This window comes from Pseudonocardia sp. TRM90224, assembly GCF_021245725.1.
In the GTDB taxonomy this organism is placed as follows: domain Bacteria; phylum Actinomycetota; class Actinomycetes; order Mycobacteriales; family Pseudonocardiaceae; genus Pseudonocardia.
In genome coordinates, this window is sequence record NZ_JAJGSX010000005.1 from 242,237 (window position 1) to 267,217 (window position 24,981).

Consider the following 24,981-nt stretch of genomic DNA (forward strand, 5'->3'; position numbering starts at 1 on the left):
GCGACATGCCCGTCAGCACGTCATTTTCGGGCTTGTTGCGCGCCGTCAGCCCTCTTGCAGGGGCGGGAACCGCGGCGGCCGCTTCTCGAGGAACGACGCCACCCCTTCGCGCAGGTCGGGGCCGCCGAGGAAGCGGTTCATGTCCTCGTGCGAGCGGTTGTACGCCTCCTCGAACGGCAGATCGAGCCCGTCGAGCACCTCTCGCGTGATCGTGGCCATCGCCTGCGGCGAGCAGTGCACGGCGATGTCGCGCGCGTAGGCCTGCGCCGCGGGGAGCACCTCGTCACGCGGGACGACCCGGCTCACCAGCCCGAGCTGCTTCGCCTCCGCCGCGTCGATCGTCCGGGCGGAGACGAGCAGGTCGAGCGCGTTCTCCAGCCCGACGAGCCGCGGCAGCATCCACCCCATCCCGTACTCGGCGATCAGGCCGCGACGCGCGAACGCGGTGGTGAACTTGGCCGTGTCGGCGGCGAACCGCACGTGGCACCACAGTGCCTGCACCAGTCCGACGCCGGCGCACGCCCCGTTGATGGCCGCGATCAGCGGCTTCGGGAAGCGCCGCGGTACGGGCGACTGCATCGGCAGGCCCGCGCCGCCTTCGCCGAGCCCGGTGAGCCGCCCCATGTCGGCGCCGGGGCAGAAGGACCTCCCCGCTCCGGTGACGACGACCGCGCGCACGTCGGGATCAACCGCGGCGGATTCCAGCAGCGCGTAGTACGGCAGCTGCAGCTCCTCCGACCAGCCGTTGTGGCGGTCGGGCCGGTTGAACGTCAGCGTCAGCACACCGGCATCGTCACGATCGGCGAGAACCGCGTCGGTCATGCCCCACTCCCATCCGTGAAATGCGGCACCCGCTTCTCCAGCGCGGCTGCCGCCGCCTCCCGCTGGTTGGCGCTGCCCATGATCGTCCGCAAGCCGTCCCGCTCGGCTTCGAGCCCTTCGGCGAGGGTGCCCGTGAAGGCCAGGTCGAGCATGCGCTTCGCCCCGCGGATCGCGTCGGGGTTGCTCGTGGCGATCTTCGCAGCCAGCTCGTGCGCAGCGGCGAGTGGATCATCAGCGACGCGGTTGGCCAGCCCGATCCGGACGGCCTCCTCGGCGTCAACGGTCCGCCCGCTCCAGGTCAGCTCCGCCGCGACGGCCGGCCCGACGAGCCGCGGCAGCAGCTGCGTGCCCGCCATGTCGGGCGCGAGCCCCCAGCGGATCTCCAGCACGCCCAGCACGGTGTCGGGGGCGACGAACCGGATGTCGGCGCCGAGGGCGACCTGCAGCCCGCCGCCCAGCGCGTGCCCACGCACCGCCGCGATCACCGGGACCGGCAGCGTGTGCCAGACGAGCACGGCCCGCTGGCCGCGGGAGAGCCCGTCGGGCTCCGCCACCTGCGTCGGGCGCCACGTCCCGCCGCTCGCCATGGCCTGGAACGCGGACATGTCCAGCCCGGCGCAGAAGGACCGGCCCTCGCCGGAGAGGACCACCGCCCGCAGGCCGGGTGCGTCCCGCAGGCTTGCGCCGACCTCGGCCAGCGCGGCGAACATGCCCGCGTCGAGCGCGTTGAGCTTCTCCGGCCGGTTGAGCCGGACGTCGGCGACCCCGTTGTCGATGGTGCAGAGCACGCGATCCGTCACCCTCGGAGGCTAGAACAACTTTCCGGAATTTCGGGGTCGCGTCCTCTATCGGCTCAAATGCGGTGACGGTGCGTCATCCGGCTCCCGCCGATCGGTGCGACCACCCGGTGCCAACTACCCTCCGAGGTCGTGGCCTCCCCCGATGACCTGCTGTACCGCAAGTCCGAGCTGGTCGAGCTCTCGCACGCCGTCGAGCAGTTCGCGCTCGCCGCGCCGCCCGGCAGCCCGCTCGCCGTCATCGCGATGTTCCAGAGGGAGTCGTACTTCGCCCGCGCCGCCCACGCGTACCAGGAGATCGCCGAGCGGGGTGCGGTCACGCTGGTCGGGATGGTCGCCGACGCCACGCCGATGCTGCCGATGGGCGTGCGCCCCGCGCTGCTCGCGGCCTCCGACTCGCTCGCCCGGGAGTGGAGCGTCACCGTGCTCGGCCCGCGCGGCGGGGCGACGCTGGTCGCGACCGACCTGGAGCGGGTCGATCCCACCGCGCCGACGCTGGAGCACGGGCGGCAGTTCACGGGGCACTGGTCGTTCCGCCGCTCCGACGCGTACCGGGAGACGCTGCGCCTGCGCACCCAGCTGCGACTGCCGGCCGCCACCGCCGACGACATCGACGCCGTCCTCCGGGCGGTGCTGGACGAGCCCGAGCCCCGCCACCAGGACTGGCTGGACGTCCCGCTGCGGTTCCTCGCCGAACGGATGCGGGCCACCGCGCGCGAGCGCGCCGACGCCACGAGGGCGCTCGAGCTGGCGCAGGAGGACGGCGTCGAGCGCGACCCGCGCACAGGCGTCTACACCGAGACCTACCTGCGGCGATGGACCGCGGGCCTGGGCGCCGGCACGCTGCCGGTCGGGCTCGTGCTGGTGCGGGTGCCCGGCTTGACCGACCTGCGCACGCTCGGCCTGCGCGCCGAGCTCGCCGCGGTGCAAGGTGTGACCGGATGCGTCGCCGACCTGATCTCCGACACCGACCGGATCGTGCGGCTCGGCGGCGAGGCGCACGTCGGCGGCTCCGACGACTTCCTGCTCGTGCTGCCCTCGTGGTCGGACGAGGGCGTGCGACGGCTGGTCGACGAGGTGCGGGTGCGGCTGGCCGCGCTCGACCAGGCCTACCCGTTCGTCGCGCTGCCGGCCGTCACGGCGCACGTCGTCACCCGCGACCGACCGTTGCCGCTCGAACAGCTGATGAGCGCGGCCACCGCGGAGGAGCGCCAGCTCACTGGCCCGCGATCGGGCTGACCACCGGGTTGATCGACACAGCGCGGAACGTCCGTCGGAAGTCGGCGGGAGACACCCCCACGGCCTTGCGGAAGTGGTGGCGCAGCAGCGCCCCGCTGCCGAAGCCGCAGCGTGCCGCGATCGCGTCGATGCCCATGTCGGTGTCCTCCAGCATCCGCTGGGCGAGCAGCACCCGCTGCTGCGTGATCCAGCGGTGCGGCGTGGTGCCGGTCTCCGAGACGAACCGCCGCGCGAAGCTGCGCTCCGACATCCGGGCCTGCTGCGCGAGCTCCGCCACCGAGTGGTCGACGTCGAGGCGCTCGATCACCCACTCCAGCACCGGCGCGAGCCGGTCGGCCGAGCAGCTCGGGATCGGCTGCTCGACGTACTGGCGCTGGCCGCCGTCGCGCTGCGGTGGGACGACCATGCGCCGCGCGATGACGTTGACGGCCGAGTTGCCCAACTCGCGGCGCACGATGTGCAGGCAGGCATCGATGCCCGCCGCGGTGCCGGCGCTGGTGACGATGTCGCCGTCGTCGACGTAGAGCACGTCGGGATCGACGTCGGCGAGCGGGTAGCGCCTGCGCAGCTCGTCGGTGTGCATCCAGTGCGCCGTGCACCGCCTGCCGTCGAGCAGCCCGGCCTCACCCAGCACGAACGCGCCGGAACAGATCGCGAGGATCGTGGCGCCGCCCCGCGCCGCCGCCCGCAGCGCTTCGAGGCTCGCCTCGTCGAACTCCCGCGCCTTCGTCGCCGAGACGGCTACGAGGTCGACGCCCTGCAGTCCGTCCAGGCCGTACTCCGGGGTTACCGTCGCGCCGACGGACATCCGCAGCGGACGGCCGGCCTCGGGCCCGCAGACGCGGAACTCGATCGGCGGCACGCCCTCCTCGGTGCGGTCGGTGCCGAAGACCTCGCACAACGTGCCGAACTCGAACGGCGCGACGGCGGGCACGACCAGCGCGGCAACGGATCTGAGCATCCCCGAAGCATACTGGCAGGATCTTTACGAAGGAAGACGTTTCTGCCGCTAGTGTCAGCATCTTGTCGAGCGCAAACTTACTGCCATGGCTACCGCGATTGCAGTCCTCGTCTTCGTCACCCTCCTCGTCTGGCTCTCGGCGGCACGTCCGTCGCTGCCGCGCCTGTCGCCCAGTGAGGAGGACCGTCAGCTCGCCGAGCTCCGCGCGCACGTCGGCGCGCGTGCCGACGTGCACCTGTGAGCAGTACTCATCATCCCGTGTACAGGCGGGCCAGCCGGCCCGCCTCCGCCGCCACCGCATCGGCGGCCGGGTCGTCGAGCTCGTGGAACGGCGAGCAGCTGATCTCGCCGTCGACGAACTTCCACGTGCCGGCGACCTGGCCGTCGACCAAGAACGTCGGGATCGACTGCGGCATCGACGTCGCGAACACGTTCTGCCTGTAGTGCTCCGGCAGGATCTGCCCCCTCCGGGCATGCACCAGCAGCACCGCATCCCATTGCCCGATGAACCGCACGGGCGCCGGCGTCTCCGGGTCCGGCAGCGGCGCCTCCGGCAGGTCGAACAGCACGCCGCCCGCCTCGTCACGGAACCGGCGCAGCTCCATCCGTTCGAGCACCTCACGGGTCTCCGTCAGCTTCCAGCCGCAGAACGACCCGACGTCCTTCACCGATGCCGGGCCGAACCCGCCCAGGTAGCGCGTGACCAGCAGCTCGCAGCCTTCGGCAAGGGTCGGGCGCGGCTGCGGCAGCGTGATCGTGTGCTCGGCGAGCCCGTAGACGTGGGCGCGCGGCGTGCCCCACGTCCCGGCCGGCGGCACCCTGACCAGGTCGATCCACAGCTGGACCCCCGGCCACGCAGCCTTCGGATGACCGTCCGCGACGAGCCGCTTCTGCAGTTCCGCCTGCTTGAGCGGGCCGTCGGCGAGGTACCCGCGCACGGCATCGGCCACCGTCTGCATGTCGATGTCGTCGGCCTTCCAGGCCCTGCGGAACCACTCCTGCCGCGGCTCCCGCACCGCCTCGACGAGCGGTGCGTAGTCGGCCGCCGAGAGCATGTGGATCGTGCAGCGCATCGCCCAGCCCTGCACGATCGACCCGTCGAGCAAGGCGGCGGTCAGCGCTTCGCGCTCGAAACCCGCGAGCCGCGACCACAGCCCGACGTACCCCGATGGCGAGTACTGCGTCTGCAGGCACGCGACCTGCTCCACCGCGCTGACCAGCGACGACGTCGACCGTTCCAGCAGCAGCTGGCGGGCGAGCACCGCCCGGTTGAGCTCGCGGGTGCTCAGCACACGTTCGGTCATGCCGCGAGTCTGCCTTCCGCCCTCGACGTGACATGAGTCAGGTCAGATCGCTGACCCGCCCCACTGCTCCCGCCACCGTCGACAACGACGTTCTGGCTGTTGTTAGCGCTCACAAACAGCCATTACGTCGTTGTCGACGGTGGCGCGGGCGCGCAGGTGCGCCGCGGTGGTGTCGTCGGCGGGGATGAACGTGGTCAGCCGCGTCTCCGATGCGCGGCCCAGCCACAGGTGCGTCGCCGTGAAGGTGAGCAGGCCCACCTCCGGGTGCTGCACCCGTTTGGGGTGGCCGTGCATGGGCTGGACGTCGTGCTGGCCCCAAAGCGCCTCGAACGCGGGCGAGCTGTTGCGCAGGCGCGTGATGAACGACCTCCAGGTCGGATCGCCGTAGTGGTCGGCGAGCGCCGCGCGCAGCTGCGCGACGGCGCGTGGTGCGCTGTCGGGCCATTCGGGCAGCCGGGCCTGCCACTGCGGGTTGGTGAAGCACTGCAGCACCGAATTGCGGTCGGCGAAGGGCACCGAGCTGACGTCGAAGAGCCAGTCGTGGGCGCGGTTGAACGCAAGGATGTCGGTGCGGGCGTTGTAGACGGCCGCGGGGTAGGGCTCCAGCTGCGTCAGCATCACGCGGACCTCGTCGGGCACCGCCTTGCTCTCCGCCTCCAGCGGCGGCGGGGGCGCGCCGGCCAGCCGGAACAGGTGCGCGCGTTCGTGCGGGTCGAGCCGCAACGTGCGCGCGACGGCGTCGAGCACCTGCTCGGACACGTTGATGTCGCGGCCCTGCTCGAGCCACGTGTACCAGGTGACACCGACGCCCGCGAGCTGCGCGACCTCCTCCCTGCGCAGGCCCGGCGTCCGGCGGCGGCCCATCGTCGGGAGGCCGACCTGTTCCGGGGTGATCCGCTCACGCCGGCTGCGCAGGAACGCGGCCAGCTCCTGCTGGCGCACACCGCACGCCGCTGCAATCGTCGCCACCCGACCAGCGTCGCAGAGTCGCCACGCCCGAGCCAGGTGGTGCGGGTACCAGGATGAGCAGGCTTCTGGTACCAGGCTCGGCGCCGGCCGAGCGTGGGCGCCATGGCACTTTCCACCCCCCTGGAACCGGCCGCGAACCGGGGGCTCACGCCGGCCGGCCTGACCACCGTCCTCCTTGGCGCCGCGCTGGCGCCGCTCGACTTCTTCATCGTCAACGTCGCGCTGCCCACGATCGGCGCCGACCTCCGGGCGCCCGCGGCCACGCTGGAGTGGATCGTCGCCGGCTACGGCATCGCGTTCGCGCTGCTGCTGGTCGTCGGCGGGCGGCTCGGCGACGCATTCGGGCGGCGCAGGCTGTTCGTCATCGGGCTGGGCGCGTTCACGATCACGTCGCTGATCTGCGGGCTGGCGCCGGACGCCGCGACGCTGGTCGTGGCCCGGGTGGCGCAGGGCGTCGCCGCCGGGCTGATGGTCCCGCAGGTGCTCTCGATCATCCAGACCAGCGCGTCCGGGGAGCGGCGCTCGCGCATGCTCGGGTTCTACGGCGCCACCGCCGGCGTCGCGATGGTGATCGGGCAGGTGCTCGGCGGCGTGCTCGTCACGGCCGACCTCGGCGGCGTCGGGTGGCGGCTGATCTTCCTGGTGAACGTGCCGATCGGGTTGCTCGGGCTCGTCACGGCGCGCTGGACGCTGCCCGAGTCGCGGTCGCGCGAGCCGCTGGGCATCGACGTGCGGGGGACGCTCCTGCTCGGGCTCACCCTGCTGACGCTGCTCGTGCCGCTGCTGGAGGGCCGCGAGCTGGGCTGGCCGTGGTGGTGCTGGGTGCTGCTGGCGGTGTGCCCGTTCGCCGCGGTGGCGTTCGTGCGGGCCGAGCGGCAGCTGGAGCGCGGTGGCGCGGTGCCGCTGCTGCCGATGTCGTTGCTGCAGGTCCCGAGCATGCGCAGAGGGCTGGCCATCGCCGCGGCGTTCTTCGCGGGGTTCGGCGCGTTCCTCTTCGCCGTCACGCTGACCGTCCAGGAGAGCCTCGGCTTCGGGCCGCTCGGCTCGGGCCTGGCGCTCGCGCCGCTCGCCCTCGCCTTCCTGGTCACGTCGCTGCTCGGCACCGGTCTCGTCACCCGCTTCGGGCGGCGGGTGGTCGTCGTCGGCGCGGTGGTGCAGGCGGTGGGGCTGCTCGTACTGATCGCGACGACGCTCGTCGCGTGGCCCGACCTCACGGTGCTCGCGCTCGTGCCCGGCTCGGTGATCTGCGGGATCGGGCAGGGGCTCGTCGCGCCGACGCTGTTCCGGGTGATCCTCTCCGGCGTGCCGGCCGAGAGCGCGGGGGCCGGGAGCGGGGCGCTGGCGACCACGCAGCAGACAGCGCTCGCGCTCGGCGTCGGACTGCTCGGCTCGCTGTTCGTCGCGCTGCGCGAGCCGGGGGTGCTGGGGCCGGAGGCGACGCTGGTGCTGATCGTCGGACTGCAGGTGATCATGGTGGTCGGGATCGCCGTCGCCGCGCGCCGGCTGCCCGACCCGCGCGCGGGGCGGTGAGGAGCCGCGAGCGCCCCGGGAGATGGCAGCAATGCGTGCGTTCCGCACGCGTGGGCAGGAAAGCCACTTTCCGGCCCTCACAGGGCAGGAAAGTGGCTTTCCTGCCCTCCCCGGGCTCCGGTGCCCGGGGACGTCAGCGGGCGGCGAGGATGCGGTCCACCAGGTCCGCCGCGTGGCCCGTGTCGGTTTCCGTGCTGGTCAGCGCTAGGTTCGCGACCATCCGGTCGGGGTGGACCGTCAGGCCTTCGAGGCTCACCCGCAGCCGCGCGGCCGCGCCGCCGGTGGCGCGCAACAGGTCCGTGAGCGTCTCCCACTCCGCGTGCCACGCGCCGGCCGCGCGCTGGTGCTCGTGGTCGGCGGCGGCGAGCAGGATGGCGGCGAGACCCGGCGCGCGGCGGGCCGAGGCGCGGGCGGTGATCGCGGCGATTGGGTTGCGCTTGTGCGGCATGGACGACGAATCGCCGGGCGCGGCCTCGGACACCTCCCCCAGCTCGGTGCCGGCGAGCAGCACGACGTCGGTCGCGGGCTTCGCGCAGGCTCCGGCGGCGACGGCGAGCGCGCCGGCAAGCTCCCCGATCCGGGTGCGCTCGGTGTGCCACGGCGGCGCGTCGGCGAGGCGCAGCTGCCGGGCGAGCGACTCCGCCACGGCCGGCCCGTGGGGGTGCAGTGCGGCGAGCGTCCCGGCCGCCCCACCGAACTGGACGGGCAGCGCAGCCACAGCGCGCTGCAGCGCCGCGCGGGAGCGGTCGAGCCCGGCCGTCCAGCCTGCGGCGACCAGCCCGAAAGTCGTCGGCAGCGCGTGCTGCCCGAGCGTCCGGGCGATCATCGGGGTCTCGCGGTGCTGCGCCGCGAGCCGGGCCGCGGCGTCGGCGGCGCCGCGCAGGTCGTCGAGCACGACGTCGCCGGCCCAGCCGACGAGCAGCACGGCGGCGGTGTCCATGACGTCCTGGCTGGTCGCACCCGGGTGCACGGACCCGCCGGCGTCGCCGACGGCCGCGCGCAGCTGCCTGACCAGCGGGATCACCGGGTTGCCGCCCTCCACCGCCGCCATCCCGAGCGTCGCCGGGTCGACCGCGAGCTCGGCGGCGGCAGCTTCGATCCGCTCGGCGTGCGCGGCCGGGACGATCCCGTGCTCGGCCGCCGCGCGCGACAACGCAACCTCGACGGCGACCAGCGCGGCCGTCCACGAAGCGTCGTCGAGGCGCGCCGCAACACGATCGGCGCCGAACAGGGGGTCGAAGAGCGCTGAACCCATGCCGCGCACCGTACGGGCGCCGGGTGGTGGGCCCGGATTCGGCGGTCGGCTGGGGTCCCGAGCGGGTTACGCCAACGTCACCGGGAGCGTGCGCAGGCCGCGGACCAGCGGGCTCTGCCGGTAGACGAGCTCGGCGACGTCTCCGTCGAGTGCGAGCCCGGGGAACCGCTTGATTAGCAGGCCGATCGCCTCCTGCCCCTCGATGCGGGCCAGCTGGGCGCCGAGGCAGTGGTGCAGGCCGTGTCCGAACGCCACGTGGCCGCTGCCCTCGCGGTCGACGCGCAGCTCGGCGGCCGCGTCGAACCGGTCGCCGTCGTGGTTGGCCGACGCCAGCGAGAGCACGACGACCGACCGCGCGGGGATCGTCACACCGGAGTACTCGACGTCCTCGATGGCGAACCGGGCGGGTGTGGTGTGCACCGGGGAGTCCCAGCGCAGGAACTCCTCGATCGCCGCGGGCAGCAGCTCCGGACGCTCGTGCAGGAGCGCCATCTGTTCGGGGTGGGTCATGAGCGCGAGCAGGCCGTTGCCGATGAGGTTGACGGTGGTCTCGTGCCCCGCGATCAGCAGCATCATCGCCATCGCGACGAGCTCGGCCTCCGACAGCCGGTCGCCGTCGTCGGCCACCTCGATGAGCGAGCTGATCAGGGCGTCGTCCGGCTCGGCGCGCTTGCGCTCGATGAGCGCCGCGAGGTATCCGTGGAGGTTCTGCATCGCCTGCGCCGAGCCCTCGTGCGACGACGCGTCGACCATGTCGTTCGACCACGCAGCGAACTCGTCCCGGTCGTCGGCCGGCACGCCGAGCAGCTCGCAGATCACGAACACGGGCAGCAGGAAGGCGTACTCCGCCATGATGTCGACCTTGCCCTCCGCGGGCAGCGCCTCGATCAGCTCCTCCGCGATCTGGCGGACCCGCGGGCGCATCTCCTCCATCCGCCGCAGCGTGAACGTCCGCGAGACCAGCTTGCGCAGGCGGGTGTGCCCGGGCGGGTCCATCAGCAGCATCATCGGGATCTGCTGCTGGTGGAAGGCCTCGGCGCGCTGCTCCTCGGGGAGCGTGTAGCGCCAGTCCTTGCTCAGCCGCGGGTCGGCGAGCGCAGCGCGGACGTCGGTGTAGCGCGAGAGGAGCCAGAGTGGGCCGTCCGGCCGCTGCACCTCCCGCACCGGCTCGTCGGCACGCAAGGCCGCGTACGCGGGGTAAGGATCAGCCCAGAAGGCTCCCTCGAAGATGTCGATCGACGTGGCGGTCACCGGGCTCCTAGCGTCAGGCGGAACGATGTAAGCACGAGCTTACAGAAGTCGGCGAGCCACCGTCACCGTCCGAACTTCCCCATCGTTTTGGGTGGATGCGCGCTGTGCGGGCGCGCATCCACCCAAAACAGTGGGGAAGTCGGCGTCGTTAATCGCTGGCGCCGGCGGTGCGGCCCGTTTACCGTCCTCTCATGCGCCTCAGGTGATGCTCCCCGCGCTCAGCGCGGCGGCGGTCCGAGCACTCGTGCGTCCGACCGCCCGGCTCCTCGTTGCAGGAGCCCTTCCCTCGGTCCGTCCGGCCGGCTTCAACGCCGTTCCTGGCTCCGTCGGCCGCATCCCACAGGAGGCATCCATGCCTGCACGCCCGTCACTCACCGACCTGATCAGCGAGATCACGGTCGAGCAGCCTGAACCCGAGACCGCCCCGGCCAACCGGGCGGCCCGTCGGGGCAAGGCCAAGAACCAGGCCGCCGCGGCCGATCGCTACCACGGATCCGCGGGGCACGCGAGGCCCGCCCAGGGCCGCCGGATCAACCCGGTACGCCGTACGGGTTGAGCCGGTTGCACCGGCGTCGCCGACCCCGCGTCCACGGGGTCGGCGGCGCCGACGGCCGTTCCCACATGTGACGATGGGGGCGTGATCACCGATCAGCCGTGCAGGGTCTGGTGGGCCGCACCCGTCGCACCCGAGCGCGCGCCGGGGCTCGTCGACCTGCTCGACGCCCACGAACGCGACAGGCTTTCCCGGTTCCGGCAACCGATCGACTCCGCCCGCTACCTCGCCGCCCACTCCCTCACCCGGATCGTGCTGGCCGGCATGCTCGGGCTCGACGCGGCGGCGATCACGTTCGACCGCACGTGCCGCTGCGGCAAGCAGCACGGCAAGCCCGTGCTGGCCGACCGCCCGACGCCCGCGTTCTCGATGACGCACGCCGGCGACCTCGTCGGCGTCGCCGTGCACTCCGCCGCCGTCGGCATCGACGTCGAGCAGATCCGCGAGCTCCCCGACCTCGCCGGCATGGCGGAGCACGTCTGCTCCCCCGCCGAGCTGGCCGCAGGCATCCCGGATCCCGGGGCCTTCTTCACCGCGTGGACACGCAAGGAGGCGCTGCTCAAGGCCACCGGCGACGGGCTCTCGACGCCCATGTCCACGATCACACTCGACGCGCGAGGCGTGCGCGAGTGGGTCGGCGAGGGTGCGCCCAGCGCGCCGATGTGGCTGCGCGACCTGCGGCCGGCCGCGGGCTATCCGGCCGCTGTCGCCGGCTTCGGCGCCGAGCCCGCCGTCGAGGAACGGGACGGGAACCCGCTACTCCGTTGACGGAGTGAGTACTCACTCCGTAGCGTCGGTTTCATGACAGAACCCGTTCCCCGGCGCCGCGCGCCGGGCATGACACCCGAGCGGCGGCGCGAGATGATCGTTGCCGCCGCGCTCCCACTCGTCGCGGAGCAGGGCGCCGCGATCACAACCAGCCAGGTCGCTCGTGCGGCCGGCATCGGCGAGGCCACGATCTTCCGTGTTTTCCGCGACAAGGACGAGCTGCTCGACGCCTGCATCGTCGAGGCGCTGCGCCCCGACACCGCGCTCGACGAGATCGCCTCGATCGACCTCGACCAGCCGCTCGCCGAGCGGCTCACCGAGGCTGCCACCGCGCTCGACGCCCACCTCGCCCGCATCGGCGCGGTCGTCGGCGCGCTGCACGGCACCCGCCCGCGCGACCGTCGCGCACGGGACGAGCAGGGCGAACACCCTCCCGCGTCGGCCCGAACGCAGTCCTACCAGGACACCATCGACGCGATCTCGGCCTTGCTCGCCCCGGAGAAGGCCGCGCTGCGCTACCCGGCCGAGCAGCTGGCCGGCATGTTCGTGAGCCAACTCTTCGCGAGGACCCGCCCGTTCTCCGGATCGGTGATCACGACCGAGCAGCTCGTCGACCTGTTCCTCAACGGCGCACTCCAGGGGGTCTCCGCATGATCGAGTTCGACCACGTCGCACTGCCGGCGCGCGACGCCGAGCGCTCGGCCCGCTTCCTCGCCGACCTGCTCGGCGGCGTCCAGCCGCGCCCCGAGGGGCCGGACGGCGACATGAGCTCCGTCCCGGTCGGCGACGGCGCGATGCTGCTCTACATGACCGTCGGCGCCACCGACGACATCCCGCGCGGGCACCTCGCACTGCGGGTCGACCCCGACCGGTTCGCCGGTGTCGTGGCGGGCCTGCGCGAGCGCGGCATCGCGTTCGGCAACAACCCGGCCGAGCCCGAGAACGGCGAGACGACCGACTGCCTCGGCGAGGCCGGACGGCTCTACTTCTCCGACCCCGACGGACACCTGCTGGAGGTCGTCACGCCGGCCAGGTGACCGTCGACAACGACGTTCTGGTCGTTTGTTAGCGCTCACAACAGCCATAACGTCGTTGTCGACGGTGTTGTCGGGGCTGCGGGGGATGATGGCGCCGTGACCGGCACGGCGGCGCGGTGGGTGCTGCACCTCGACATGGACGCGTTCTACGCGTCGGTCGAGCAGCTCACCCGTCCGACCGTGCGGGAGCGCCCGGTGCTGGTCGGCGGCCTGGGGCCGCGGTCGGTCGTGGCCGGCGCCAGCTACCAGGCCCGCGTGTTCGGCGCGCGGTCGGCCATGCCGATGGGCCACGCGCGGCGGCTGTGCCCGCACGCCGTCGTGCTGCCGCCACGGTTCGCGCTCTACCAGTTCCTCTCCGCGCGGGTCATGGAGGTGCTGTCCGACGCCGCGCCCGTCGTCGAACCCATCTCGCTCGACGAGGCGTTCCTCGAGCCGCCGGCGCTGGTCGGCGCCGAGGCCGAGGCCGTCACCGCCTTCGGCGTCGAGCTGCGGGCCGCGGTGCGGGCGGCGACGGGCCTGCCGGCCTCCGTCGGCGCGGGCTCCGGCAAGCAGCTCGCCAAGATCGCCTCCGAGCTGGCGAAGCCCGACGGCCTGCGGGTCGTCCCGGCCGCGGAGGAGCAGGCGGTGCTCGCGCCGCTGCCCGTCCGCGCGCTGTGGGGTGTCGGGCCGGTCGCGGAGGCCGGGCTGCGCAAGGTCGGGATCACCACGGTCGGCGAGCTCGCCGCGATGGACCTGCGGGAGCTGACCGGCCTGCTCGGCAGCGCCGTCGGCTCCGGGCTCCAGCAGCTCGCCCGCGGCATCGACGACCGCCCGGTGGCGCCGCCGGGCGCTGCGAAGCAGGTCAGCGCCGAGACCACGTTCGACACCGACCTCACCGCCATGTCGGCCGTGCACGAGGCCGTCGCGCGGATGACGGCGGCGGCGCACCGGCGGCTCGTCGCCGGCGGTCGGGCCGCGCGCACGGTGACCGTGAAGGTCCGCAGCGCCGACTTCACCACCCACAGCCGCTCCGAGACGTCGAGCGTGGCCAGCACCGACCTCGGCGCGCTCACGTCCGTCGCGCGGAGGCTCGCGGAGTCGGCCGTGCCGGAGGGCGGGGTGCGGCTCATCGGGGTCTCGCTGGCCGGGCTCGGCGAGAACCCGCCGCCCGCGCTGTTCGAGCCTGCGGTCGAGGAGGAGATCCGGGTGGCGCAGGACGTCGAACCGGCCGCGGCAGTACCGGCTTCGGCACCGGTCGAGACCAGCCGGCCGTGGCAGGCGGGCGACGACGTCCGGCACCCCGACCACGGGCACGGCTGGGTGCAGGGCGCCGGGCACGGACGGGTCACCGTTCGGTTCGAGACCCGCACGAGCGGGCCGGGCCGGGCCCACACGTTCGCCGCCGACGACACCGCGCTGACCCGCGCCGACCCGCTCGACAGCCTTGCCTGAACCCTTCGGGTGCACCTGTCACCCAGACGTGAACTCGATGCCTTTCCACCCCTCCCGACCGTATGATCGATATGGAACTACGAGGGGGGAAGCGATGGCGACGAAGCACCGCCCGGCGAAGCGCTGGTGGGGTATCGGGACGCTGTTGCTCGCGCTCCTCGCGCTGGTGTCGGCCGCCCGATGCGCGATCACGCTCGTGTACCTCGGCTTCGAGTACAGCGCCGAGGTCAACCCCATCGCCACCCCTGCCAGCTACTACGTCTTCACCGACGGCGGCGGCCCGCCGTACACCACCGCGGCGGTCGCGCTCGCGGTCGCGATGCTCGCCGTGCTCGTCGGGATGACGTGGGCGGGCGTGCGGATGGCGGGGCGGCCGACCATGCTGTACACGGTCTGGTCGATGTGCCTGCTGCTCGCGGCGATCTTCCCGACCGACAACTCCCCCAACATCGAGACGTTCGGCGGCTGGGTGCACCAGTTCGCGGGCGCCGGGATCCTCGCGCTGCTGTCGTTCGCCGGGTTCGCGGCCGCGCCGCGGCTGGCGGAGAACCCGTCGTGGGCACCGGTCGTCGGGCAGCTGCGGATGCTCTCCGCCGGCGCCGCCGTGCTCGCCCTCGCGTACCTGCTGAGCAGGGCGATCGAGTTCATCCCCGGCATGGTCGTGCCGTTCGGGATCACCGACGTCGACGGCGCGCTGCAGCGGATGGTGTTCGCGTTCGACATCGCCGTGATCGCAGCGCTGGCGGTGCACCTGGTGCGGGTGTCGGTGACGACGCTGCGCGACAAGGCGGAGGCCTGGACGGCCGACCCGGCGGCGCGCCCGCTGGAGCGCTGAACCCACCGGGTCCGACTCGGGGGTACGCGTCGTCCCGCACGCGAGGGCAGGAAAGCCACTTTCCTGCCCCCACAGGGCCTGAAAGTGGCTTTCCTGCCCTCCCGCCGGAGGCGGCTCGACTCTCGTGGTGTCGCCTATCCGTTCTTCTCCGCCACCCCCGCGGCGTCGAACGTCGCGACGTCCCGCAGGGCCTGCGCCGCCCCCTGCACCACCGGGAGGGCGAGCAGCGCGCCCGTGCCTTCGCCGAGGCGCATCCTTAGGTCGAGGAGCGGTTCCAGGCCGAGGTGGTCGAGCGCGAGCCGGTGCCCCGGCTCGGCCGATCGATGGCCGGCGAGGCAGTAGCCGATGGCGTCGGGGGCCAGTGCTCCGGCGACCAGTGCCGCGGCGCCGGCGTTGACGCCGTCGAGCACGACCGGCACGCGCAGCGCGGCCGCGCCGAGCACGAACCCGGCGAGCCCGGCGTGTTCCAGCCCACCGAACGCGGCCAGCACACCGAGCGGGTCAGTGGGGTCCGGAGCGTGCAGTGCGAGCGCCGCGGCGACGACGCTGGTCTTGTGCGCGAGCGTCGTGTCGTCGATGCCGGTGCCGCGCCCGGTGGCCGCGGCGGCGTCCGCGCCGGTGAAGGCGCAGATCAGGGCCGCGGCGGCGGTCGTGTTGGCGATGCCCATGTCGCCGGTGACGAGGCAGCGGTTGCCGGCGGCGACGAGGTCGCGGGCGGTCTCGATGCCGGCCTCCACCGCCGCCCGTGCCTGGTCACGCGTCAGTGCGGGGCCCTGGGTCATGTCGGCGGTGCCGGCCGCCACCCGGCGGGGCACCAGCCCGGGCACCGGTTCGACGGGCGCCGCGACCCCGACGTCGACGACGCACACCTCGGCCCCGACGGACCTCGCGAACGCGTTCACCACTGCCCCGCCGGCGAGGAAGTTGGCGACCATCTGGGCCGTCACCTCCTGCGGCCAGGGCGTGACCCCCTGCGCGTGCACGCCGTGGTCGCCGGCGAACACCGCCACCGCGGCCGGGGCGGGCAGGGGCGGCGGGCAGCTGCCGGCGATCCCGGCAAGCGTCACCGCGACGTCCTCGACCTGCCCGAGTGAGCCCCGTGGCTTGGTCATCCGGTCGAGGCGTTCAGCGGCCGCGGCCTGAGCGGCAGCGTCCACCGGCTCGACCGCGGCGACGGTCTCGGCAAGCAGGTCCATCGGTTCCTCCCCCGGCAGGCCGCGCAGCCCGTAGGTGTCGTGGTGCACGGCCCAGGCCAGCGGCCGCCGGCGCGCCCAGCCCGCGGTCGCGAGCTCCGGCTCGTCGGGGAACGCCGTGACGTGCCCGATGCACAGATAGGCGACCAGCTCGACGTGCGCGGGCAACCCCAGCTCGGCGGCGAGCGCACGCTCGTCGCCGAAGCTCACCCAGCCGACGCCGAGACCCTCGGCGCGCGCAGCGAGCCACAGGTTCTGCACCGCGCCGACCACCGAGTACGCCGCCGTCCGCGGCTGGGTGTGGCGGCCGAGCGTGTGGCGGCCGCCGCGGGTCGGGTCGCAGGTGACGGCGATGTTGAGCGGGGTGTGGAGGATCGCCTCGACCTTGAGGTCGCGGAACGCCGCCGCCCGCGCGGCCGGGAGCGAGGCCGCGTAGGCGGCGCGGGCCGCCGCGACGTGATCGTGCACCCGTTGCCGGGTCGCCAGGTCGCTGACCAGCAGGAAGTCCCACGGCTGCGAGAAACCGACCGACGGCGCGGCGTGCGCCGCGGCGAGCACCCTGTGCAGCGCGGCGGGGTCGATCGGGTCGGGCCGGAAGCCGGTGCGGACGTCCCGCCGGGCGGCGACGACGTCGTAGAACCTCACAGCGCCGTCGTCCACAGTGCCATCTTCATAGGGAGCCGCCGCGACCCGCCCGTTTCGGCGGCACGATCAGAGTCGAGAGGTACGGCCCCTGCTCGGCGGGGTCGAGCTCGCACGCCGGCCGGATGTCCTCGCTGAGCAGGCCCAGCCCGGCCCCGTAGACGGCGTCGTCGAGCCGGCCGGTCTCGCGCAGGACGGTGAGCGTCTCCGGCAGCATCCGGCCGAACTTGTAGGCCACCACCGCGTCGAAGTGGTCGAGCGCCTCCCGGAACCGCTCCGGGCCCGCCGTCATGGGGAAGAGCGCGAGCGACTCGCGGCCCTCCACCAGCGGTGTCCCCGAGCGCGCCGCGAGGTCCTGCATCGCGGTGATGCCCGGCACCAGCTCGACGGACAGCTCCCCCACCAGCTCACGGACCGTCGCCGCGAGGTAGGTGAAGGTCGAGTAGACGCAGGGGTCGCCGATGGTCGCGAACGCGGCCGTGCCGCCGGGGTGCTCGGCGAACCAGCGAGCGACCTGCGCCGCGGCGGCGTCCCACGCCTGCTCACGGCGCTCGGAGTGCTCGCGGTCGTGCAGCGCGAACACCACCCGCTCGACCCGCCACGCCTCCGCGTAGAACAGCGCGGTCTGCTCGGCGCGGCCGGTCTCCCCCGTGTCCGCGACGGGGACGAAGACGACGTCGGCCTTGGCCAGCAGGTTCGCCGCCTTGACGGTGACGAGGTCGGGGTCGCCCGGCCCGACGCCGACCCCGACGAGGGTGCCGCTCATGAGTCACCCTCCAGATCGCCTTCGAGATCCAGGTAGGTCTGGCGGAGCCGGTCGAGCACGGCGTCGTCCGGCTTGGCCCACATGCCGCGATCGGCCGCTTCGAGCAGCCGCTCGGTGATCCCGCGCAACGCCCACGGGTTGGACTTCTCCATGAACGCCCGGTTCGTCTCGTCGAAGACGTAACTCTCGGCGAGCTGCCCGTACATCCAGTCGTCGACGACGCCGGCGGTGGCGTCATAGCCGAAGAGGTAGTCGACGGTAGCGGCCAGCTCGAACGCGCCCTTGTAGCCGTGGCGCTGCATCGCGGTGATCCACTTCGGGTTCACGACCCGTGCCCGGAACACGCGCTTGGTCTCCTCGGCGAGCGTGCGGGTCTTCACCGCGTCGGTGACGGCGGAGTCGCCGACGTAGGCGGCGGGCGAGCGGCCGGTGAGCGCGCGCACCATCGCGACCATGCCGCCGTGGTACTGGAAGTAGTCGTCGGAGTCGACGATGTCGTGCTCGCGGGTGTCCTGGTTCTTCGCCGCGACCGCGATGCGCCGGAACGACTGCTCCATGTCGGCGCGCGCCTCGCGCCCGTCCAGCCCGCGGCCGTAGGCGTAGCCGCCCCAGACCGCGTAGACCTCGGCCAGGTCGGCGTCGCTGCGCCAGTTGCGGGCGTCGATCAGCGGCAGCAGCCCGGCCCCGTAGGCGCCCGGCTTGGAGCCGAAGATCCGGGACGTGGCGCGGCGGCGGTCGCCGTGCGTCGCCTCGTCCTCGTCGACGTGCTTGCGCAGGTAGTTCTGCTCGGCCGGCTCGTCCAGCTCGGCGACGGCCCGGATCGCGTCGTCGATCAGCGTGATGACGTGCGGGAACGCGTCGCGGAAGAACCCGGATATGCGCACTGTGACGTCGATGCGCGGGCGGCCGAGCTCGGCGAGCGGGACGATCTCGAACCCGGTGACCCGCCGCGAGGCGTCGTCCCAGACGGGCCGGCAGCCGATCAGTGCGAGGATCTCGGCGAGGTCGTCACCCTGCGTCCGCATCGCCGCGGTGCCCCAGACGGTGAGGCCGACCGACGTCGGGTAGGTGCCGGTGTCGGCGAGGTGGCGCGCGACGAGCGAGTCGGCCAGCGCGCTGCCGATCTCCCACGCGCTGCGCGACGGGATCGCCTTCGGGTCGACGGAGTAGAAGTTGCGGCCGGTGGGCAGCACGTTGACCAGGCCGCGCGTCGGCGAGCCCGAGGGACCGGCCGGGACGTACCCGCCGTCGAGCGCGTGCAGGACGTTCGCCACCTCGTCGGTGGTGCGGTCGAGCCGCGGGACGACCTCGGCGCAGCCGAACTCCAGCACGGCGACGACGTCGGCGACGGGCTCGCCGAGCAGCTCGGTGACGACGACGGCCGGCTCGCGCCACCCCCGTTCCTGCACACCGGTGACGAGCCGGCGAGCGACTCCTTCCAGCACATCGACAAGATCCGCACCAGTCCGCGACGGACCACCGGAGATCGCAACGAGCCGCGCGAGGTGGGCAGGAAAGCCACTTTCCGGCCCTGTGGGGGCAGGAAAGTGGCTTTCCTGCCCTCCCCACGGCTCGCCGGGGGCGGCGAGGAGCGCCTGCTCGTCGAGCCCCGCCCACGCCGCGAGCGCCGCCCGGAGGCCGGGCAGCGCCTTGCGTCCACCCCACACCTGGCTCGCCCGCAGGATCGCGAGCACCAGGTTGACCTGCGCCTCGTCCGCCGGGACGCCGCCCAGGATGTGCAACCCGTCGCGGATCTGGACGTCCTTGACCTCACACAGGTAGCCGTCGATGTGGAGGATGAAGTCGTCGAACTCCTCCTCGCCCGGCGCGGCGTCGACGTGTAGGTCGTGGTGCAACTGCGCGGCCTGCACGACCTCCCAGATCCGCACCCGCAGCGCCGGCAGCTTGGCCGGGTCCATGGCCTGCACGGTGGCGTACTCGTCGAGGAGCTGTTCGAGCTTCGCCATCTCGCCGTACGTGTCGGCGCGCGCCATCGGCGGCACCAGGTGGTCGACGACGACGGCGTGCCCGCGGCGCTTGGCCTGCGTGCCCTCACCGGGGTCGTTCACGATGAACGGGTAGACCAGCGGCAGCTCGCCGAGCACGGCGTCGGGCGCGCAGTCGGGTGCGAGGCCGAGACCCTTGCCGGGCAGCCATTCGAGGGTGCCGTGCTTGCCGAGGTGGATCACCGCGTCGGCGCCGAACTCGTTGTCCAGCCAGCGGTAGGCGGCCAGGTAGTGGTGCGAGGGCGGCAGGTCGGGGTCGTGGTAGATCGCGATCGGGTTCTCGCCGAAGCCGCGCGGCGGCTGGATCATCAGCAGCACGTTCCCGAACCGCAGCGCCGCCAGGACGATGTCGCCGCCGTCGACGTAGAGCGAGCCGGGCGGCTCACCCCAGTGCTCGCGGATCCCGCTGGTCAGCTCGCCGGGCAGGGCGTCGAACCAGCGCCGGTACTCGTCGAGCCGCACCCGCGACGGCGCCGCGGCGAGCTGCTCCTCGGTGAGCCACTCGACGTCGTGGCCACCGGCGGCGATCAAGGTGTGGATCAGCGTGTCGGAGTCCTCTGGGAACTCGCCGACCGAGTAGCCGGCGGCCCGCAGCGCCCGCAGCAGCACCACGGCCGACGCCGGGGTGTCGAGCCCGACGGCGTTGCCGACCCGCGCGTGCTTCGTCGGGTAGCTCGACAGCACGACGGCCAGCTTGCGGTCGGCGACGGGGGTCGTACGCAGCCGCGCGTGCCGCACGGCGAGCCCGGCCAGCCGCGCCGCCCGCTCGGGGTCGGCGACGTAGGTCGGGATGTCGTCGCCCTCGGCCGTCTCCTTGAACGAGAACGGCACCGTGATCAGGCGGCCGTCGAACTCGGGGATGGCGACCTGCATCGCGGCGTCCATCGGCGAGAGCGCGGCATCCGACTCCGCCCAGGTGGCGCGCGAGGTGGTGAGGCAGAGGCCCTGCAGCACCGGGACGTCGAGCGTCGCGAGCGCGCCCGCGTCCCAGGCGTCCTCCTCGCCGCCGGCGCTGGCGTCGGCCGCGACGGTGCCGCCGGCGGCCAGCACCGTCGCCACCAGCACGTCCGCCTTGCCGAGCAGCTCCATCAGCTCCGGCTGGGCGCCGCGCAGCGAGCCGCAGAAGACGGGCAGCGCGTTGGCGCCACGGGCCTCGACGGCGTCGCAGAGGGTGTCGACGAACGCGGTGTTGCCGGAGAGCTCGTGGGCCCGGTAGAAGACGATGCCGACGGTCGGGCGGCCGGCGTCGAGCGCGCGCTGCCCGTGCACTCCGAACTCCGCCGCGGGAACGGGCGGCGCGAAGCCCTCACCCGTCAGCAGCACCGTGTCGGAGAGGAAGCGGTGCAGCTCGCGCAGGTTGTCGACCCCGCCCGCGGCAAGGTAGGCCAGCGCTTCCGACGCCACGCCGGCCGGCACCGTCGAGGCACCCATCAGCTCGGCGTCGGGCGCGGCCTCGCCGCCCAGCAGCACCACCGGCAACCCCGAGGCCACCAGCACGTCGACGCCCTCCGGCCAGGCCCGCCGCCCGCCGAGCAGGCGCAGCACGACCACCGAGACGCCTTCGAGCAGCGGCGGCAGCCCCGCCGGCTCCACCCGCGCGGGGTTGGCCGTCCGGTAGACCGCACCCGAGCTGCGGGCAGCCAGCAGCTCGGTGTCGGCGGTGGAGAGCAGCAGGACAGGAACCGTCATGTCATCCTCACGAGGGTCCGCGCCCTCCGGTCGGGGATACCACGACGGCAGCAAGTCTCCTGGCTCCCGGATCAGCGCGACCCGCCCGACCTTCCCGCCGCGACACGGCAGTGGTCATGAGGGTGGACGGCTCGCTCCCCGGTGACAGTGGCGGGACCGCGCCGGACTCGCACCGGCTTCCTCCACTGCCGTCGCGAGAACTGCAACACACCCAGGGGGCGCCGGTCAACGCCAGGTGAGGTTGCCGACCCACGTTTCGGACGACCGGACGGCTGGGAAGCCTGTGCCAGCGATTCACTCGATCGAGTGAGTGCTCAGTCACAGGAAGGAAGTCCGGTGAACGCCACCGTTCTGATCATCGTCATCGTGCTGGTGGTGCTCGTCGCCGCTGCCGCGTTCGTGCTGATGCGCCGGCGCCGCTCCAGCCAGCTCCAGGAGCAGTTCGGGCCGGAGTACGAGCGCAGCGTCGAGGAGACCGGAGACCGCCGCGCCGCCGAGAACCAGCTGGCCGAGCGCCGCAAGCGGCACAGCCAGCTCGACGTGCGCGAGCTGCGTCCCGAGGAGCGGGAGCGCTACGCCGCGTCGTGGGACCAGGTCCAGCGCGGGTTCGTCGACGACCCCCGCACGGCGCTGCACGACGCCGACCGGCTGGTCGTCGAGGTCATGCGCACCCGCGGCTACCCGGTCGACGACTTCGACCGCCGCGCCGAGGACATCTCCGTCGAGCACCCCGACGTCGTCCAGCACTACCGCGACGCCAGCCGCGTGCGCACCGCGAGCGAGAGCGGCGAGATCGACACCGAGCAGCAGCGGCAGGCCGTGACGTCGTACCGGTCGCTGGTGCACGCGCTGCTCGGCGACGCCCGGCCGCAGGAGGACCGGATGCACGACGACCGGCCCGACCGCGCGGATGTGCAGCACAACGGTGCGGAGCCGCGGCTCGGCACGCCCGAGACCGACAGCAGCCACACCCGCACCGCCGACACCGCCCACGACGAGAGGACGACCCGATGACCATGCCGCGCCCCGACCGCCAGCAGGACCTGGACGACCCGCGCGAGGAGGCGCTCGACGCGCAGTTCGCCGAGCCGCGGGAGCCGCAGCCCGGCAACCAGCACCTCGACGACCGGCAGCACGACGGCCAGCTCGACACCGAACCCCGCGACGCGCAGCCGCAGGCAGGTGTGCGCGATGCCGATGCCGACAGCGTTCGGACGGGCGCACAGCAGCCCGAGATGCAGGCCGGCACGCACCAGCCGGAGACCACCGCTGCGGCACCGACCGGCATGCCCGAGGCCGGCGACGCCGATCGGATGCAGCCGGCGGGCGAGACCCGCGAGCGGCTCGTGCCGACCGACCGTGCCACCGAGTACGGCTCGCGCTGGGACGAGGTGAAGGGCTCCTTCGTCGACGAGCCGCGCGACGCCGTGAACCGGGCCGACGCGCTTGTGGGCGAGCTGCTCAGCGACCTGGAGAAGCTGTTCCGCGAGCAGCGCGCCGAGATCGTCGAGAAGATCGACGCCGGCGAGTCGTCCACCGAGGACCTGCGGCTCGCGCTGCGCCGCTACCGCAGCCTCTTCGACCGCCTGCTCTCGGTCTGAGGGCCGCCGCAAGCCGCCCGCACTGGTCGGGGACGGGACACGTGCGTTTCGCACGTGAGGGCAGGAAAGCCACTTTCCGGCCCCCACAGGGCAGGAAAGTGGCTTTCCTGCCCTCCCCAGGCCGACCCGGGCCAGGCCCCCCCCCCCGCGGCCGGGTGGGGTTTGCCCTACCTGATCTTCGCGGGTTTGCCGGTCTGTCCGCCGGCGCCGGCCGCGCCACGCTTGGCGTATGGCGCGCTTCGGCAGCAGCACGGACACCGGGACCCGAACTCCGACGGCGGTGCGGCTCGCCGCGTGGAGCGCGGGGCACCCGGGGCGGGCGATCGGGAGCTGGCTCGTCCTGATCGCGCTGTGCGTCGTCGCCGGCATGCTGACCGGGACGAACCGGGGCACGTTCGACGACTTCTGGATCGGTGAGGCGGGCCGCGCCGAGGCCGCGGCCACCGCGGCCGGGGTCGCCCCGCAGCCCGTCGAGCAGATCCTGGTGACCTCGCCGAGCGGGCCGCTCGACATCGACGTCGCCAGCGCGGCGGCCCGGGACGTCGCGCAGGGCCTGAGCGAGCTGCCCGCCGTCGCCGGTGTCGGGGCGCCGGTGGTGGCGGCCGACGGCACGGCGGTGCGCGTGGCCGTGACATTGAAGGGCGACGTCGACTCGGTACGCCGCAGCGTCCGCGCCGTGCTGGAGCGCACGTCCGAGCTGGCCGCCGAGCACCCCGGGCTGACGATCGCGCAGACCGGCAACGCGTCGATCTCCGTCGGCGTCAACGACAAGCAGGGCGCCGACCTCGCCAGGACCGAGCTGATCAGCCTGCCGATCACGTTCGTGGTGCTGCTGCTGGTGTTCGGCGCCGTGCTGGCCGCCGGTGTGCCGGTGCTGCTGGCGCTCGCGGCGTTCGTCGGTTCGGTCGGCCTGTACGGCGTGGCGTCATGGGTGTTCCCCGACGCCGGGGGTGCGGCGATCAGCGTCGTGTTCCTGCTCGGGATGGCCGTCGGCATCGACTACTCGCTCTTCTACCTCAAGCGGGTGCGCGAGGAACGCGCCCGCGGCGCTCTCACGCACGCCGACGCCGTCCGGATCGCCGCGGCGACCTCGGGACGGGCGATCGCTACGTCCGGGCTCGCGGTGATCGTCTCGCTGGCCGGGCTGTACATCGTCAACGACGCGATCTTCTCCTCGATCGCGACCGGCGCGATCCTCGTCGTGGTGGTGGCCGTCGCCAGCTCGCTCACGGTGCTGCCGGCGCTGCTCGTCGTGCTCGGGAAGCGGATCGACGGCCGCCGTCGGGCCCGTCCCGGCACCGCGTGGAAGCGGATCCTGCAGCCGGCGCTGCGGCACCCGGTCGCGACGCTCGTCGTCGGCGGCCTGGTGACGGCGGTGCTCGCGCTGCCGGCCATGACGATGACGCTGGGCATCGAGGGCAAGGAGACGTTCCCCAAGAGCATCCCGGCGGTCGGCGCGTACGACCGGCTGACCCAGTCGTTCCCGGAGGCCGGGGCCCGCCACTTCGTCGTGGTGACGGCCGACCCGGCGCGCTCGACCGACGTCGCCGCCGCACTGGCCCGGCTCACCGAGGACCCGACTGCCGTGCGGACGTCGACCGACCGCACGGTGAGCACGCTCCTGCTGCCGGTCGGGCACCCCGCCAACTCCGCAGCGGGCCGGGAGTCGCTCGACCGGTTGCGCGGGCAGCTGCCGGCGCTGTTGCCGGAGCCCGGGGTCACCATCGCGGTGAGCGGGGACGTCGCCGCGGGCGTCGACTACTCGGCGCACCAGGCGGCGCGGATCCCGTGGGTGATCGGGTTCGTGTCGCTCGCGACGCTGGTCGTGATGCTCTTCGCGTTCGGCTCACTGGTGCTCGCCGCGATCGGCGTCGTGATCAACCTCGCGGCGGTCGTCGTCAGCTGGGGGGTGCTGACGGCGGTCTTCCAGGCCACGTGGGCCGAGGACCTGCTCGGGTTCACCTCGACCGGCTTCATCGGTTCGCGGATGCCGTTGATGATCTTCGCGATCCTGGTGGGGCTCTCGACCGACTACCAGATCTTCGTGGTCAGCCGCATCCGCGAGGCCGTGCAGCGCGGGGTGCCGACCCGCCAGGCGGTGCTCGACGGGATCGCGGGCTCGGCGAGCGTCGTGACCAGCGCCGCGGTGATCATGATCTCGGTGTTCCTGAGCTTCATGTTCATCGACCGGATCGAGTTCAAGCAGGTCGGCCTCGGGCTCACCGTCGCCGTGCTGTTCGACGCGGTGGTGCTGCGGGCGCTCATCCTGCCGGCGGTGATGACGGTGCTCGGCGAGCGCAGCTGGTGGCCGGGACTCGTGCGACGATAGGGC

At 73.2% G+C, this 24,981-nt stretch carries 21 protein-coding genes, 1 pseudogene and 1 riboswitch; of the genes and pseudogenes, 12 read left to right on the forward strand and 10 right to left on the reverse strand.

The window, feature by feature from the left end:
- Positions 1 to 45: 45 nt before the first annotated feature.
- Positions 46 to 822, reverse strand: coding sequence for an enoyl-CoA hydratase-related protein (locus tag LL648_RS10425; RefSeq protein WP_232662258.1), 777 nt, complete (start codon positions 820 to 822; stop codon positions 46 to 48).
- Entirely contained in the window at positions 819 to 1,622 is an 804-nt protein-coding gene (locus tag LL648_RS10430) for a crotonase/enoyl-CoA hydratase family protein (RefSeq protein WP_232662259.1), read from the reverse strand. Before LL648_RS10430 ends, LL648_RS10425 begins: the two co-directional genes overlap by 4 nt.
- A 129-nt stretch (positions 1,623 to 1,751) precedes the next feature.
- Between LL648_RS10430 and LL648_RS10435 the strand changes: the two genes are divergently transcribed.
- Positions 1,752 to 2,858 carry a DICT sensory domain-containing protein gene (locus LL648_RS10435; RefSeq protein WP_232662260.1) on the forward strand — a complete coding sequence of 369 codons (1,107 nt, stop codon included), beginning with the start codon at positions 1,752 to 1,754 and terminating at the stop codon, positions 2,856 to 2,858.
- On the opposite strand, the gene LL648_RS10440 is transcribed toward LL648_RS10435, so the two are convergent.
- Positions 2,836 to 3,819 (reverse strand): GlxA family transcriptional regulator, encoded by a 984-nt coding sequence (locus LL648_RS10440; protein WP_232662261.1) that lies wholly within the window; start codon positions 3,817 to 3,819, stop codon positions 2,836 to 2,838. The genes LL648_RS10435 and LL648_RS10440 overlap by 23 nt on opposite strands.
- 85 nt (positions 3,820 to 3,904) lie before the next feature.
- Between LL648_RS10440 and LL648_RS10445 the strand changes: the two genes are divergently transcribed.
- Positions 3,905 to 4,060 carry a hypothetical protein gene (locus LL648_RS10445; protein ID WP_232662262.1) on the forward strand — a complete coding sequence of 52 codons (156 nt, stop codon included), beginning with the start codon at positions 3,905 to 3,907 and terminating at the stop codon, positions 4,058 to 4,060.
- Between the two features lie 10 nt (positions 4,061 to 4,070).
- Here the strand turns inward: LL648_RS10445 and LL648_RS10450 are convergent, their stop codons facing one another.
- A complete protein-coding gene (locus LL648_RS10450) occupies positions 4,071 to 5,123 on the reverse strand; it encodes a winged helix DNA-binding domain-containing protein (protein WP_232662263.1) in 1,053 nt (350 codons plus the stop codon).
- A gap of 102 nt (positions 5,124 to 5,225) precedes the next feature.
- Positions 5,226 to 6,092 (reverse strand): helix-turn-helix transcriptional regulator, encoded by an 867-nt coding sequence (locus tag LL648_RS10455; RefSeq protein ID WP_232662264.1) that lies wholly within the window; start codon positions 6,090 to 6,092, stop codon positions 5,226 to 5,228.
- Between the two features lie 102 nt (positions 6,093 to 6,194).
- Between LL648_RS10455 and LL648_RS10460 the strand changes: the two genes are divergently transcribed.
- Complete coding sequence (locus tag LL648_RS10460) at positions 6,195 to 7,622, forward strand: MFS transporter (RefSeq protein WP_232662265.1); 1,428 nt, start codon at positions 6,195 to 6,197, stop codon at positions 7,620 to 7,622.
- 133 nt (positions 7,623 to 7,755) lie between these two features.
- Here LL648_RS10460 and pcaB read toward each other — a convergent pair whose 3' ends face one another.
- Together pcaB and LL648_RS45135 are read right to left on the reverse strand one after the other, a co-directional pair.
- Positions 7,756 to 8,877, reverse strand: a complete 1,122-nt coding sequence (gene pcaB, locus LL648_RS10465) for a 3-carboxy-cis,cis-muconate cycloisomerase (RefSeq protein WP_232662266.1) — start codon at positions 8,875 to 8,877, stop codon at positions 7,756 to 7,758.
- Between the two features lie 66 nt (positions 8,878 to 8,943).
- Positions 8,944 to 10,128 (reverse strand): cytochrome P450 family protein, encoded by a 1,185-nt coding sequence (locus tag LL648_RS45135; RefSeq protein WP_232662267.1) that lies wholly within the window; start codon positions 10,126 to 10,128, stop codon positions 8,944 to 8,946.
- Positions 10,129 to 10,480: 352 nt separating this feature from the next.
- Between LL648_RS45135 and LL648_RS10475 the strand changes: the two genes are divergently transcribed.
- The 6 genes and pseudogenes from LL648_RS10475 (at position 10,481) to LL648_RS10500 (ending at position 14,752) form a co-directional block, all read left to right on the forward strand.
- The gene (locus tag LL648_RS10475; protein WP_232662268.1) at positions 10,481 to 10,684 is read left to right on the forward strand and encodes a hypothetical protein; all 204 of its coding nucleotides are present in this window, start codon (positions 10,481 to 10,483) and stop codon (positions 10,682 to 10,684) included.
- 81 nt (positions 10,685 to 10,765) lie between these two features.
- Entirely contained in the window at positions 10,766 to 11,449 is a 684-nt protein-coding gene (locus tag LL648_RS45140; RefSeq protein ID WP_232662269.1) for a 4'-phosphopantetheinyl transferase family protein, read from the forward strand.
- Between the two features lie 33 nt (positions 11,450 to 11,482).
- On the forward strand, positions 11,483 to 12,103 hold the full coding sequence (locus tag LL648_RS10485) for a TetR/AcrR family transcriptional regulator (RefSeq protein ID WP_232662270.1): 621 nt from the start codon (positions 11,483 to 11,485) through the stop codon (positions 12,101 to 12,103).
- A pseudogene (locus LL648_RS10490) lies at positions 12,100 to 12,408 on the forward strand (VOC family protein); the annotation flags it as partial. The gene LL648_RS10485 and the pseudogene LL648_RS10490, both read left to right, overlap by 4 nt.
- Positions 12,409 to 12,582: 174 nt before the next feature.
- Positions 12,583 to 13,917 (forward strand): DNA polymerase IV, encoded by a 1,335-nt coding sequence (locus LL648_RS10495; protein ID WP_308190288.1) that lies wholly within the window; start codon positions 12,583 to 12,585, stop codon positions 13,915 to 13,917.
- 94 nt (positions 13,918 to 14,011) lie between these two features.
- Positions 14,012 to 14,752: a DUF998 domain-containing protein gene (locus LL648_RS10500; RefSeq protein WP_232662272.1), complete on the forward strand. Its 741-nt coding sequence runs from the start codon at positions 14,012 to 14,014 to the stop codon at positions 14,750 to 14,752.
- Between the two features lie 134 nt (positions 14,753 to 14,886).
- Here LL648_RS10500 and cobT read toward each other — a convergent pair whose 3' ends face one another.
- From cobT to cobN, 3 genes are read right to left on the reverse strand one after another with little or no spacing between them, the layout of a single operon-like run.
- Positions 14,887 to 16,605, reverse strand: a complete 1,719-nt coding sequence (cobT, locus tag LL648_RS45145; RefSeq protein WP_232662273.1) for a nicotinate-nucleotide--dimethylbenzimidazole phosphoribosyltransferase — start codon at positions 16,603 to 16,605, stop codon at positions 14,887 to 14,889.
- Positions 16,606 to 16,615: 10 nt separating this feature from the next.
- Positions 16,616 to 17,353 carry a precorrin-2 C(20)-methyltransferase gene (gene cobI, locus LL648_RS10510; RefSeq protein WP_232662274.1) on the reverse strand — a complete coding sequence of 246 codons (738 nt, stop codon included), beginning with the start codon at positions 17,351 to 17,353 and terminating at the stop codon, positions 16,616 to 16,618.
- Entirely contained in the window at positions 17,350 to 21,048 is a 3,699-nt protein-coding gene (cobN, locus tag LL648_RS10515; RefSeq protein WP_232662275.1) for a cobaltochelatase subunit CobN, read from the reverse strand. Before cobN ends, cobI begins: the two co-directional genes overlap by 4 nt.
- Before the next feature lie 32 nt (positions 21,049 to 21,080).
- Positions 21,081 to 21,253: riboswitch (cobalamin riboswitch) on the reverse strand.
- Between the two features lie 131 nt (positions 21,254 to 21,384).
- Here cobN and LL648_RS10520 point away from each other — a divergent pair.
- The 3 genes from LL648_RS10520 (at position 21,385) to LL648_RS10530 (ending at position 24,978) form a co-directional block, all read left to right on the forward strand.
- On the forward strand, positions 21,385 to 22,062 hold the full coding sequence (locus LL648_RS10520) for a hypothetical protein (RefSeq protein ID WP_232662276.1): 678 nt from the start codon (positions 21,385 to 21,387) through the stop codon (positions 22,060 to 22,062).
- Entirely contained in the window at positions 22,059 to 22,649 is a 591-nt protein-coding gene (locus LL648_RS10525; RefSeq protein ID WP_232662277.1) for a hypothetical protein, read from the forward strand. Before LL648_RS10520 ends, LL648_RS10525 begins: the two co-directional genes overlap by 4 nt.
- 229 nt (positions 22,650 to 22,878) lie before the next feature.
- The gene (locus LL648_RS10530; protein WP_232662278.1) at positions 22,879 to 24,978 is read left to right on the forward strand and encodes an MMPL family transporter; all 2,100 of its coding nucleotides are present in this window, start codon (positions 22,879 to 22,881) and stop codon (positions 24,976 to 24,978) included.
- Positions 24,979 to 24,981: the final 3 nt, after the last annotated feature.

What these genes read in the sequence shown, in the direction of transcription:
- LL648_RS10485 (WP_232662270.1), top strand. Translation starts at nt 11,483, where the DNA reads ATGACAGAACCCGTTCCCCGGCGCCGCGCGCCGGGCATGACACCCGAG.
- cobN (WP_232662275.1), bottom strand. Translation starts at nt 21,048, where the DNA reads ATGACGGTTCCTGTCCTGCTGCTCTCCACCGCCGACACCGAGCTGCTG.
- LL648_RS10460 (WP_232662265.1), top strand. Translation starts at nt 6,195, where the DNA reads ATGGCACTTTCCACCCCCCTGGAACCGGCCGCGAACCGGGGGCTCACG.
- LL648_RS10500 (WP_232662272.1), top strand. Translation starts at nt 14,012, where the DNA reads ATGGCGACGAAGCACCGCCCGGCGAAGCGCTGGTGGGGTATCGGGACG.
- LL648_RS10445 (WP_232662262.1), top strand. Translation starts at nt 3,905, where the DNA reads ATGGCTACCGCGATTGCAGTCCTCGTCTTCGTCACCCTCCTCGTCTGG.
- LL648_RS10440 (WP_232662261.1), bottom strand. Translation starts at nt 3,819, where the DNA reads ATGCTCAGATCCGTTGCCGCGCTGGTCGTGCCCGCCGTCGCGCCGTTC.
- cobI (WP_232662274.1), bottom strand. Translation starts at nt 17,353, where the DNA reads ATGAGCGGCACCCTCGTCGGGGTCGGCGTCGGGCCGGGCGACCCCGAC.
- LL648_RS10475 (WP_232662268.1), top strand. Translation starts at nt 10,481, where the DNA reads ATGCCTGCACGCCCGTCACTCACCGACCTGATCAGCGAGATCACGGTC.
- LL648_RS10425 (WP_232662258.1), bottom strand. Translation starts at nt 822, where the DNA reads ATGACCGACGCGGTTCTCGCCGATCGTGACGATGCCGGTGTGCTGACG.
- pcaB (WP_232662266.1), bottom strand. Translation starts at nt 8,877, where the DNA reads ATGGGTTCAGCGCTCTTCGACCCCCTGTTCGGCGCCGATCGTGTTGCG.
- LL648_RS10530 (WP_232662278.1), top strand. Translation starts at nt 22,879, where the DNA reads ATGGCGCGCTTCGGCAGCAGCACGGACACCGGGACCCGAACTCCGACG.
- LL648_RS10450 (WP_232662263.1), bottom strand. Translation starts at nt 5,123, where the DNA reads ATGACCGAACGTGTGCTGAGCACCCGCGAGCTCAACCGGGCGGTGCTC.
- LL648_RS10525 (WP_232662277.1), top strand. Translation starts at nt 22,059, where the DNA reads ATGACCATGCCGCGCCCCGACCGCCAGCAGGACCTGGACGACCCGCGC.